Source organism: Neobacillus sedimentimangrovi, assembly GCF_010614825.1.
Taxonomy (GTDB): Bacteria; Bacillota; Bacilli; order Bacillales; family Cytobacillaceae; genus Neobacillus; species Neobacillus thermocopriae.
Window position 1 is genome coordinate 1 of record NZ_JAAFZF010000038.1, and the last position, 11,881, is coordinate 11,881.

Here is an 11,881-nt window from a genome sequence, read left to right on the forward strand (position 1 = left end):
TAATAGACCTTTCGCTGACACGCTGTACATTTGGATTTTTTTGAAGCATGTTTATCTCTTTAGATGAAAATGTTATTTTACTCATGTTGTCCCCTAATCTCCATATTCTGAAATTCAAGTATATAAAAATACCTGTAGGTTGAACACTCTTTTGTTCGAGTGTCCTACCTACAGGTACCATTTTACTTTTGGGGCACCCTTTTTTATTTATTATGTGCTATTCAAACTAGAAACTTCGCTGAACTTTTGGAGCTACTTTTTTATCATCAACGATGAAAAACCTGTAACCCTATTCATATAAAAGTTACTTTAACCGCTGATTAGCTATTTTTGGCCATGGCCTTTTCATAGATGGTGATAAGCCGATTTTTTTCGTAACAGTAAAATAATGCAGGAGTGCCAGCAAAATCGCCTCTGTGTTCATTCCGATAATTACTCCATCCATACGCCATTCCGGCATGGCCCCCAGCCAGAAGATGAAACCAAAGCTGATGGATGTTGACCAAATAATATGAAAAAAAGCTTCCTTGATCATACCAAGGCCAATCATAAATGCCTGTAGTGGCAAAATGAAATAATGGAACAAGAAAAATGGCCAGAGCAGTTGCAAAAATTCTGCTGAGGTTTCAGATTTTAAAAATAACGAAGTCAAATCAGGTGCAAAGAAATAGAAAATGGTAACAGCCACTGATCCATAAATAAGAGTCAGCATCATGACTTGCTGGAGCATTTTTTGCAGACTCGAATAATCATTTTCCGCATATATTTTGGATACTGCTGGAATAAGAACAATCAGTAATGAATGGGCAATAAAAGCTGGAAAAAAGCCGATTGACATAGCTACCCCCATTAACATACCGAACTGTTCTGTTGCGATCGTTCCTGTTAAACCGGAATGAACCAATGCCCCTTTAATCAGGAATGGTTGCACTGCATTAGTCAGTGCGGAAAACAAGCGCATTCCGGTTGTTGGGATGGATACCGCCATTAAGTTTTTCCGGACAAGCTTTCGATTCAAATTAGAAAAAGGTTGCCGTTTCATCTGCTGTACCTGAATGTTAAACATAAAAATAAGATAAAGAAAAACGACAACCTCACTTCCAATCAATGTACTAATGGCAACTAACAAAGAAGTCTCTGAATTAAATTCGAAGAACCGAAATAAGCCAAACAAAGCCCCGAGCTGGATAAATTTTCTTAAAAAGTTAGCTGTAGCAATTTTCCCCATCTGCTGCTTCCCCATGAAATAACCCCGGGCTACCGATGTAAGTGAAATAACCGGAATAAGCAGTAAAACAAGCCACTTGATAGAAGGATGATATGATTGAAACACAGGGACAAAGGGAACGACAATGGTCCCAATCAGTAATAAAATGGAAGTTAAAATAATGGCCAACCTTATTGCATGATACAAAATATTCCGGTGGTAACGTTCCTCCCTCTCTGCCACAAATTTAGAAATGGATACGGGCAATTCAAAGCTTGCTAAAAGGACGATAAGAAATATCGTCGGCAAGATGGACATATATATCCCCAATCCATGGGAACCTAGCTCTCTCGCCAGAATCATATTCACCAAAAACTCTATACCTTCCCCTAAAAATGCTGTCACTGCCAAAAAGAATATGCCTCTGTAATAAATAGCCATGATCCCATTCCCCTTTTTTCATCTCGCTTTTACAAGCATATGAGACAAGTCCCGTGAATAGTAGAGGAAATTAGAAAAGCGGAAGCGCCCTGCTTAGCGGCGTATAGCCTCCTCCCAAAAGCTATCGCTTTCGGTCGTGCGATGTTGATGCTGTCGGAGCTTTCCTTGTGGAGCTCTCCAACTGAGATAAAGGAAACACGAAGAGCAATAGCGATTCGATGTTGACTTATCGTAGGGCGGAGACTGAAGGATACTAGCCGCTAGGGCGCTGGAGCTAGACAGTTATCGAAGTCAAAAATATTATCTCATCTAATCAGAAAAGCGAAAGCCCCCTGCTCAGCGGCGTATGGCTGCCTCCCAAAAGCTATCGCTTTCGGTCGTGCGATGATTATGCTGCCGGGGTCTTCCTTGTGGTGGCCACCAACTGAGATAAAGGAAACACGATGAGACGAAAGTCGAATCGATGTTGACTTATCGTAGGGAGGAGATCGAAGGCGTCTCGCCGCTAGGGGTTGGAGCTAGACAATTTCTCGAAGTCAAAAAATATAATTCCTTATCCTAGGACAAGTCAACTGTCCATAGTTAAAAAGTGCATAAAATAAACGCTTGGTTTCCAAACGTTTTTCCTTATTATTTATTCTTGTTTAACAATAATAATCCACCAAAAACATAAAGCGTGGCTAATCATAACCACACTTTTTATGTTTTGTTTACTAATATAAGTTAATTTTTATCTTGCTCATATAACAAAATGGCTTATGTTTTCATAGCCATTTTCATTTGACTAATGAATGTTTAAATGCATAAATGACAGCTTGAGTCCGGTCCTGAACATTTAGTTTGCTAAGGATGTTGCTGACATGAGTTTTTACGGTTTTAAGTGCAATAAATAATTCATCGGCAATTTCTTGATTCGTTTTCCCTTCTGCCATCAGTAGAAGGATTTCCAATTCTCGGCTAGTGAGATCTTCATGGGGAAGGTGCTGATTTTTCTTGCGCATTTTCACCATCATTTTTCCGGTTACTTCCGGTTCGAGAACAGACTGACCTTGGTAGGTTGCACGGACGGCATCGGCAATTTCACTCGCCTTAGAGGTTTTTAATAAATAGCTAGTTGCCCCCGCTTCAAGTGCCGGGTAAACCTTTTCATCATCTAAAAAGCTTGTTACAATAATAATCTTTGCTTCTGGCCATTGTTCCATAATTTGCCTTGTTGCTTCAATTCCGTCCATTTCCTTCATCACTAAATCCATTAAAATGATGTCTGGCCGTAGTTTAAGTGCCAGTTCTACCCCGGTTTTTCCATTATCCGCCTCACCAACTACTTCAATGTCCGGCTGTGCAGAAAGATAAGCCGAAACTCCAATTCTAACCATCTCATGATCATCTACAAATAATACTCTAATCATGCGCCCCCACTCCATTTTCCAAAACCGGGACCTTTACTTCCAGCCGTGTCCCTTTATTTTTTACACTGATGACCTTTAATGTACCCCCAATTTCAATGGCTCGCTCATGCATGTTTTGCATACCGTAGGATCCTGCCTTTGTCTCGTCTACTTCAAATCCAATACCATCATCGACAACTCGCATAATTACAAGATCTTCTCTTTTTATTAATAAGACCTCAAGTTGATTTGCTCGTGCATGACGAAGGGTATTAGAAACAGACTCTTGAAGGATTCGAAACAAATGATCTTCCACACCTTTATCAAGTGGAAAATCTTCCAATTTCCATTTAATATCTAGTGTCACCTTTTGTGATAATTCGAATAACAGCTCTTCGATTCCTTCCTGAAGGGTTTTATTTTTTAACGCAACAGGACGCAGGTGCAATAGAAGCGCCCGCATTTCTAATTGTGATTGGTGGATCATTTCTTCCACCATCTTTAACTGCTTCGTTTCCAATGATTCTTCTGTCTGCTTTTTTGTTTCATTAATAGCGGACATCATCATGGATGCTGCAAATAATTGCTGACTAACAGAGTCATGCAGCTCCCGGGCTAAGCGATTCCGTTCTTGTTCAATAATTTCCTGTATTCTCGCTTCCTGATCTACTGCTTTTTCGGTCGCGAGCCGCTGTGACAGCTTTGCTTGCTCCGCAATTTGCTTCCCGATTTTCTCCATCCGAGTCGCTATGGATTGCAACTCTGATACTGCTGGTTTTTGGCTAATTTCCGGATGTCTTCCTTCCTCTAACTGTCGAAGAGATTGATCAATTAGATGAAACTGTTTCCTCCAATAAAGACCTGTAACTGATCCTAAAAGTATTCCCGCCACAATGCTAAACGCGGGGAGAAAAATAATAAATGGAATATCCATAAAATCTTTGGACCATAATTCGGACCAGCTGTGCAAGGGATAAACATAAATAAACACTGCCCCAATCATAAGAGCAAACAGAACTGAAAAGCCAATACTCGTAACTACTTGCCGGCCTGTTGTACTCATATTCTGTTCACCTCTAAATTCCCGACGATAAGCGAGGTGATAATTTTTACTTTTTGTTCCGCTTGATCATATGCTGGGGTTTTTACATGCAATACTTGATTAAACATTCTTGGAATTTTATTTTCAAAAACGTTGGTCGATCCCATTAAGCAAGAATGTTGGACACTTACATCTAGTTCATATGGAACAAGAATTTGAATATTTCCAATCAGATTTCGAATAAATATAACCGTTTCTCCTTTGGGAAGAACAGTATAACTAAGGTCAATGATCGTATCTCCGATCCCGGCCTGTATATTAATATCATTCCATTCATACACACTAGACGGAGTTTTTTGCTGTCCAAGAAACATATTTTCAAACAATGGTTTGGTTGACAAGATTGGTTCTTGACGTTTTGTCTCCGTTTGTGTAATTTCAAGCCCTATCTTTTTCGGTTGTTTTTTCGAATTTATATATTGTATGAAAAAGTGCAAGAAAATCGCTACTAATAAAAAGCGGAACGTCATCATACTTAAAACACTAATTCCTAGTAAAATAAGACCACCAAAGAAAAGAAGCTTTCTTAATTTTTTCCCTTGATGCCTACGTCCAAAATAGACCATACCGCCAGCAATAAAGAGGTGGAAGATTAGCCCTTCATTAAAAAATAAAATTTCTAAAATCAAAACAATGATTCCGATAAACACTAACCAACCTGTATAATCGCTTTTTATATTTTTGAACATGGGCTCACCCCTTCCTCTTATTTTAGCTAACAGAAAAGTATAAAATTCCCATTCATACTTTCCTTCTATTTAAAATCTATTTTGCCTATTGAGCGGTACTTTACGAGGTACTAATCTTTTTATGCACAAAAGGCGCTAAAAAATGCGCCTCTATAAGAATACCATATTTGCCCTTAATTGGACTTACTTTCTCCCATTTTCATTTGCTTTTCTAACTCTGCAATTCTCGCGTCAATGGTGCTTCGATAATAAGAGCTATTCACTTGATGTTCTAATCGGTTAAGATAGTTGTCGATTTCTTGAAAACGTGAATATGATTTATCTGAATAGTCATTGGACTCTAATACTTGATTAATTCGATGGTTGGCACGGGCAATATTTTCACGTCCCATTAATTCCATTCGACGAAGATGCATATCCTTTAATTTATGTTTCATTTCTTCATACTTACGTTCTAATTCTTTAAGCTGGTCATTCACTTTTTCAAGTGCAGCTTGTAGGCGCTGAGCACGTTCTGTGTATTGCATATGCTCTGCATGTGCGAACTCGTAAAGCTCTGTTTCACCCGCTTTAGAAGCAACTTCTGCTTGATACTTTCTTTTTTCTGCTAATTCAAGTGCTTGATGATATTCTCGTGTAAATTCATCCTTCAAATTATGTTGGCGTTCTACTAATTTGCGAACTTTTTCTGTTTCCTGCTCTGATTCGCGAAGATATTGATTTAATAGTGCAATTGGGTTTTTCTTTTCTTTTTGATCAAGAACCTCATGCAAATCTGCTAAAATTGTGTTTTTAATTCTTGTAAATAAGTTTGCCATATTTAAACACTCCTTTTATAATTAATGAATTTGATGTTTTCCATTTTTTACTTTAAGCCTCAAATACAATTCCAATTAAAATTTATTTAATTCATTCCACTGTTTTTCAAAATTGGTGAATGGGTCTGAGTCTTCTTTCACTTTGCTCACTTTGTTTCTGTTCCAATTTTTGTAAACAAGATACAATACATAAGCCGCAACCAAGCCGATGACAGCTGGTACATTATGAATGGAAGCCACTAACACAATGAAACCGACGATCCCTAGACCAATTTTTGCACAAGTCGATTTAGCTTTTAAAAACTGTTTGAAAATCAAGTATAGGAGTACCAAGCTAACCGCCAGCCCAATCATTGGGACAATGGTTGAAAGTAACACCGCAGCTGCTATTCCTCCTGCCAAAAGTAAACCAAATTTTTTCATTTTCCTGTTCACTTCCTTTCTTTATCTTGATTTCATCTTACCTTTTTTCTCTTTCCCTCAAAATTGCGCTTGAGCTTGATTTTTTTATAGGACCCGAGACGTAGAAAGAGTCAGTCCCTAATCAGCTAAAGATGATCATTTATACCGAGTAGTGATGTACGAGATGATCTTCTATTCGTGTAGTCGAGCTAAAACTAAGGGCAGGAACTATTCCTTGTAGGTTGACAACGAGTGCTGGTGACGTTTAATCGGATAGAATTTTGATTTCAAACTCAAAATATAAAAGGAAACGAGACATCATGTCATTCCTTAAAAACACCAGTGCATTTGCTGAATTTAATAAGTTTTGGAGGACTAAAATTGAGAGACATTTCCTGGATGACCTATATCATGTTAATATTGGCCAGCTATCGCTTTACCCATTTAATTGTTTTTGATAAGATCACCGAGACCATCCGGAAACCTTTTGTTAAAAAAGTAAAGGTGGAATCGGAAAATGGGACTGTGGAGACAAAGGAAGTACCTAAATCGATGTTCGGATATTTATTAAAATGTTATTGGTGTGCCGGTGTGTGGAGCGCCATATTGATCGGAACAGCTTATCTTCTTTTCCCAAAGGTTGCCTTTGTTTTTATCCTGATTTTTTCCATTGCTGGTGGTCAATCCATTATAGAAACTTTTGTCGGTGTTAATATTAAAAAAGTAGATTATTACACTAATCTAAAGAAAAAGGACGAACATTAACAAATTATTGGAAAGAATCCCCTCCCCCAAGCATATATCTGTAAGAAACACGGTGCATGCATAAGGGGGAGAACCAAATGGTTATATGGTGGATACTCACGATTGGTTTCTTAAGTTGTCTAGGATTGCTAGGCGGAACCCTTGTTTATTTTTTAAAACAGGCCCTTCATTCAGAAGATGCGACCAGAATTGATAAGATCCATACAGAATAATTGGGAGCCCTTTTATATGGGCTTCTTTTTATTGAGCTATTAATCCATTCCCTCCAGTCACATAAAATTTTTCTATTTAGGAAAAATTAAACTTATTCTATTTTCACTTGGAGGGGATCTTATGAGTTCAGCAAAGAAAATGCCTCAATTCCCAAAACCATATTGGCGCGAATTAGAAATGCCTTCTTTTAAAAAATTAATGGAAGATATATCTGTCGATGTAGCGATAGTCGGTGCAGGGATCACTGGTATTACTGCTGCCTATTTACTGTCAAAAGAAGGGAAAAAAGTAGCGATCCTTGAGGCAGGAACCGTATTGAATGGCACCACCGGCCATACAACAGCCAAACTAACTGCACAACATGACATCATTTATGACGAATTGATCCAACATTTTGGCGAAGACAAGGCAAAACTTTATTATGAATCACACACAAATGCTATTGAATTTGTTGAAAAAGAGGTAAAAGAAAAACAGATTGATTGTGATTTTAGCAAAGAAGATGCTTATCTCTATGCAACAACCGGGGAATATGAACAGAAACTAAAAACGGAGTATCAAGCCTATCAAAAGCTAGGAATTGATGGGGCTTTAACAGACTCCATCCCTTTTGATATTTCCATTAAAAACGCGTTAATCATGCGGAACCAGGCTCAATATCATCCACTCAAATTTTTAAAGGCACTGTTAGAAGAAGCCGTGAAATCTGGTTGTTTCGTTTTTGAACATACCACCGCAACCGATATTCAAGACGATCAATCCGACAATCCGAAAGTTATGACAAAGGATGGACATAAAGTTTCCTGTAGACATGTCATCATGGCATCCCATTTCCCTTTTTATGATAAGCCGGGACTTTATTTTGCCAGAATGTATGCAAGCAGGTCGTATGCCATTGGCATTAAAACGGACAAATCATATCCGGGTGGCATGTATTTAAGCGCTGACACCCCTTCCCGCTCGATCCGTTTCACTCCCATCGAAGGGGGAACGTTATGGATTATTGGTGGTGAAGGGCACAAAACCGGGCAAGGCATTAATACAATGAAACATTATGAGGCGATTGAAAAATTTGCCGAAGATATATGTGGCATTCAGGAGTTCTCCTATCGCTGGTCTGCCCAGGATTTAATCACATCGGACAAAGTCCCATATATAGGTCCAATTACGTCGGAGCGCAAAAATATATACATGGCAACTGGTTATAAAAAATGGGGTATGACCACGGGAATTCTTGCCGGCCATCTGCTACGTGATTATGTTCTAGAACGTGACAACCCATACATGGAATTATACTCGCCTCAGCGCTTCCATGCCGATCCAGATGTAAAAAGCATCATGACAGCCAATTTAGATGTGGCCAAACATTTGATAAAAGGAAAAGTTGAGTTTGTACCAAAGGATCCAGATGATTTACAAGCCGGCGAAGGATCAACTGTTACTTACGAAGGAAAAAGAGCGGGTGCCTATAGGGATGAGAACGGCAAATTGTATGTGGTAGACACCACTTGTACCCATTTGGGCTGTGAATGTGAGTGGAATGAAGGAGAAAAGACGTGGGACTGCCCTTGTCATGGTTCCCGATACTCCTATACTGGCGAGGTCATTGAAGGTCCAGCCGTAAAAGCTTTGGAGCTTTTGAAAAAAGAATAGAATGGATCGCTTTTAGGGAGAATTGAAAGCAATGACAAAAAAGAGAACGCCTCCTAAATTTTTGGAGGCGTTCCTTTTTTACCTTGGATTACCATGAGGACGATTTCTTTTTAATTCTTCACCAGTTTCAAACTCAACCAGTTCAGAACTGTTTTTCATTCCTTTTTTCACATTGTTATTCCGTTGTGCATTTGCGTTGCCCAGCTTTTGCTTTCCCATAACTGCCACTCCTTTATGAAAATTCAATGATAGTATGAGTGTAATCAGTGGGACTTATTCTATATCTTCTGAGCATTCTTCATGATGAAAGACATAATCTGCTTATTTCTTTAACTTTTCCTCAAACTTTACAATTTGCCCTTTATAAAAAGTTCGCTTTTTCGGTGTTATTTTTAATTGCCGGCAATATTGTTTCAGTTCTCGTTCTTCCCTTTGTGTCACAAGCGAGATGACGGTCCCGCTTGCCCCCATCCGACCTGTTCTGCCGGCCCGGTGAACATATTGGGAGAGGTCTTTCGGAAGATCAATTCCGACTACATGAGTAATTCCTTGAATGTCCAGCCCTCTTGCAGCCACATCAGTCGCGATAAGCATATTTATTTTCCCCTCACGGAAGGCTTTAAGGGCTTGTTTTCGCTCTAATTTATTCATTTCACTATGTAAAATGGCTACTGACAGCTTCTTATATTGAAGTTTTTCTTTTAATACTTGAAGCTCGCTAATGTCATTAATGAAAGCCAACGATTTGCTTCCATCTAATCGAGCAATTTTTTCAAGAAGTTTGATTTTATCCCGGCGCTCACTTACAAAATAAATATGCTCCACTCCTCCGGATGAAACCGATTCATCCCGGGAAATTCGAATCAATTCAGAGTCTCTAGTGATTTCTTTTGCTAATTTTTCTGCGGCTGAATTCAGCGTGGCTGAAAACAAAACAACTTGGCGGTCTCCCATTGTCGATTTGATAATATTCTGCACGGTGCTTAAATGCTCTTTTGTGAGAAGTTGATCGCCCTCATCTAATACAATCATCTTGACTTCATGCATTTTGACTTTCTTCTGCTTGATGAGCTCAAATAGCCGCCCCGGAGTAGCAAATATCACATGTGGACGCTTTTTTAATTTTTCTATCTGCCGTTTTAAGTTTGCCCCGCCAATAATGGAAATCCCTCTAATACCACTGCCTTCGGACCACTTTTGAAATTCCTGAAAAATCTGCATCACCAATTCCTGTGAAGAAGCCAAAACTACCGCTTGCAAGGCTGATGATTCCGGTTCTATCTTTTGTAGCAACGGCAATAAGTAAGCAAGGGTTTTACCCGTTCCTGTAGGTGATTCAGCAATCACATCCTTGCCTTCCAGGATTAATGGAATTGCTTTCTCCTGAATGGAGGCCATCGTTTGAAATCCCGATTTTTTCCACGCCTCCTGAAGAAATGGTTTGAACGTGTTCAACATATTTGACTCCTTTATCGAAGTTTTTTTCTTATTATTTATTCAATGTTAACCATTTGATACTAACTTAATAAGCTCATGGTGTCCAGATTATTTATGAACCCCCATTGATACATATCACTACCAAAATAAATGTTAGAAGATACTATGAATTTATAAAAGGATTGGGGGGAATCAATCATGTGCTGTGGAAATGGCTGCTCACACGAAGCTCTATGCATTATGTCTGTTCCCGTTTTTCAAGGTTTAAATGAGGCAGATCTCCAACTATTACAAAAGGTCACAAGAAGCAAAACATACTCCAAAGGAGAATTAATTTTTCAGGAGGGAGAACGGTCCGATACATTATTTGTCGTCAATGAGGGAGTCATTAAACTAACAAAAATGTCAGCAGGTGGAAAAGAACAAATTGTTCGTTTATTATTTCCAGGTGATTTCTTCGGCTTATTTTCACTGTTAAAAAATGAAACACACTATGTAAATGCGGAAGCTGTGAAAAAGACGGTTATTTGTTTTATCAACAAAAAAGATTTTCTATCCACCATGGAAAGTAACGCCCATTTATCGTATCGTTTTCTGCTTGCCTTGAATGACCGGTTACATGAGGCCGATGAATCCGTTGGGTTATTAAGCTTGATGGAAGTAGAACAGCGCCTTGCTAAAGTATTGATTCTTTTTCACGATAAACTGATGGCAAAAAACCACTCCTTTACCCTGCCAATAACAAAAAAAGATTTAGCCTGCTATATCGGAACAACTCCAGAAACTGTCAGTCGCAAACTTCAGTCTTTTGTATCTCAGCGTTTGATTCGTGTAAACGGCCCTCGCCATATACAAATTCTGGAATTAAATCAACTTAAACAAATAGCAGAAATGAATTAAATTTCGTCAAGTTTTACAGTCATTAGCCGGACATGATGAGGCTCAAGCTCATTGACAATCACATTCATCCCGAGTGATTGTATATTTGCTATGAGTGGTTCTGGGCGAAATGGCAGATGAATTTCAAAAATAGTTCCTATAGGTGCATGTTTAATATATTGAAGAATCTCTCCTCTTGGATGTTCGCCTCGGGCAATTCGCTCTCGAACATCCATGACTACTTTATTATTAATGATTTCAAACATCCTATTTTCTCTCCTTATTGACTGAATTTGAATAAACTTTCTGTTACTCAGTTTATCTATTTGTTTATTGAACCGAATTGATATAAATCAAGGGATTTTATTTTTTCTTATATAAAATGAAAGTACAAAAATACTAAATAAAGGAGATTGTTCAAAATGGATCTTTTTACTTATGAAGATATGAAACTAATTCATCGTAAAACATTAGGCGACAGCGTCCCCTTGGAGTTATTTCGGTCGGTTCGTTTAATAGGGATGTATCAAGGATTACCTATGAAAGGGGCTAGTACAACAAAGACCGTCGGCCGAAAAATTGGACAAAGTTTGCCAGTAGAAAATATGGAAGAAGTACTCTCCTTTTTCAAGGAATTAAAAATAGGGATTCCTAGTATCATTGAATCCACAGAGAAAGAAATACATATACGAATAGATGATTGTTTTTGTAAAGGTCTTCCCACTCATCCAGGGAATAAAACTTGTGATTTAGAAGGAGCTATACTCGAAGGTGCTATTTCACGTTTTAATAATGGGAAAGTAATGGTGAAAGAAGTAAAATGTAATGTGAATGGCGATCCATATTGCGAATACTGTATTAAATTGCTTTAGTTCTCACAAACATCT

14 protein-coding genes are annotated in these 11,881 nt (G+C 38.4%); 5 read left to right on the forward strand and 9 right to left on the reverse strand.

Translation table 11 applies throughout. The features are described 5' to 3' along the window. Positions 1–304: 304 nt before the first annotated feature. The 6 genes from GZA11_RS12115 to GZA11_RS12140 all read right to left on the reverse strand — a co-directional run bounded on the left by GZA11_RS12115 (position 305) and on the right by GZA11_RS12140 (position 6,068). Positions 305–1,648: an oligosaccharide flippase family protein gene (locus GZA11_RS12115; RefSeq protein ID WP_163184003.1), complete on the reverse strand. Its 1,344-nt coding sequence runs from the start codon at positions 1,646–1,648 to the stop codon at positions 305–307. Positions 1,649–2,424: 776 nt separating this feature from the next. Then, positions 2,425–3,057 (reverse strand): response regulator transcription factor, encoded by a 633-nt coding sequence (locus tag GZA11_RS12120; RefSeq protein ID WP_038539646.1) that lies wholly within the window; start codon positions 3,055–3,057, stop codon positions 2,425–2,427. Continuing rightward, positions 3,050–4,099, reverse strand: a complete 1,050-nt coding sequence (locus GZA11_RS12125; protein WP_163184005.1) for a sensor histidine kinase — start codon at positions 4,097–4,099, stop codon at positions 3,050–3,052. Before GZA11_RS12125 ends, GZA11_RS12120 begins: the two co-directional genes overlap by 8 nt. Beyond that, complete coding sequence (gene liaF / locus GZA11_RS12130; RefSeq protein ID WP_163184007.1) at positions 4,096–4,827, reverse strand: cell wall-active antibiotics response protein LiaF; 732 nt, start codon at positions 4,825–4,827, stop codon at positions 4,096–4,098. The genes GZA11_RS12125 and liaF overlap by 4 nt, the downstream gene beginning before the upstream one ends. Positions 4,828–5,000: 173 nt before the next feature. Further along, the gene (locus tag GZA11_RS12135; RefSeq protein WP_038539638.1) at positions 5,001–5,645 is read right to left on the reverse strand and encodes a PspA/IM30 family protein; all 645 of its coding nucleotides are present in this window, start codon (positions 5,643–5,645) and stop codon (positions 5,001–5,003) included. Positions 5,646–5,720: 75 nt separating this feature from the next. Beyond that, positions 5,721–6,068: a lmo0954 family membrane protein gene (locus GZA11_RS12140; protein ID WP_038539635.1), complete on the reverse strand. Its 348-nt coding sequence runs from the start codon at positions 6,066–6,068 to the stop codon at positions 5,721–5,723. Between the two features lie 360 nt (positions 6,069–6,428). Here GZA11_RS12140 and GZA11_RS12145 point away from each other — a divergent pair, with 360 nt between their 5' ends. From GZA11_RS12145 to GZA11_RS12150, 3 genes are all read left to right on the forward strand, one after another. Further along, on the forward strand, positions 6,429–6,812 hold the full coding sequence (locus GZA11_RS12145) for a DUF1360 domain-containing protein (protein WP_231314472.1): 384 nt from the start codon (positions 6,429–6,431) through the stop codon (positions 6,810–6,812). 77 nt (positions 6,813–6,889) lie between these two features. Next, on the forward strand, positions 6,890–7,024 hold the full coding sequence (locus GZA11_RS16920) for a hypothetical protein (RefSeq protein WP_268926771.1): 135 nt from the start codon (positions 6,890–6,892) through the stop codon (positions 7,022–7,024). Positions 7,025–7,145: 121 nt separating this feature from the next. After that, positions 7,146–8,678: an FAD-dependent oxidoreductase gene (locus tag GZA11_RS12150; RefSeq protein ID WP_163184009.1), complete on the forward strand. Its 1,533-nt coding sequence runs from the start codon at positions 7,146–7,148 to the stop codon at positions 8,676–8,678. A gap of 78 nt (positions 8,679–8,756) precedes the next feature. On the opposite strand, the gene GZA11_RS16525 is transcribed toward GZA11_RS12150, so the two are convergent. Both GZA11_RS16525 and GZA11_RS12155 read right to left on the reverse strand, forming a co-directional pair. Further along, positions 8,757–8,897, reverse strand: coding sequence for a hypothetical protein (locus GZA11_RS16525; RefSeq protein ID WP_163252509.1), 141 nt, complete (start codon positions 8,895–8,897; stop codon positions 8,757–8,759). Positions 8,898–8,999: 102 nt separating this feature from the next. After that, complete coding sequence (locus GZA11_RS12155; RefSeq protein ID WP_163184011.1) at positions 9,000–10,136, reverse strand: DEAD/DEAH box helicase; 1,137 nt, start codon at positions 10,134–10,136, stop codon at positions 9,000–9,002. Positions 10,137–10,313: 177 nt separating this feature from the next. Between GZA11_RS12155 and GZA11_RS12160 the strand changes: the two genes are divergently transcribed. Next, on the forward strand, positions 10,314–11,015 hold the full coding sequence (locus GZA11_RS12160) for a Crp/Fnr family transcriptional regulator (protein WP_038539627.1): 702 nt from the start codon (positions 10,314–10,316) through the stop codon (positions 11,013–11,015). On the opposite strand, the gene GZA11_RS12165 is transcribed toward GZA11_RS12160, so the two are convergent. Beyond that, positions 11,012–11,260 carry a DUF2249 domain-containing protein gene (locus GZA11_RS12165; RefSeq protein WP_038539624.1) on the reverse strand — a complete coding sequence of 83 codons (249 nt, stop codon included), beginning with the start codon at positions 11,258–11,260 and terminating at the stop codon, positions 11,012–11,014. The genes GZA11_RS12160 and GZA11_RS12165 overlap by 4 nt on opposite strands. A gap of 156 nt (positions 11,261–11,416) precedes the next feature. Here GZA11_RS12165 and GZA11_RS12170 point away from each other — a divergent pair, with 156 nt between their 5' ends. Further along, positions 11,417–11,866 (forward strand): V4R domain-containing protein, encoded by a 450-nt coding sequence (locus GZA11_RS12170; protein WP_163184013.1) that lies wholly within the window; start codon positions 11,417–11,419, stop codon positions 11,864–11,866. The last annotated feature ends 15 nt before the right edge of the window (positions 11,867–11,881 follow it).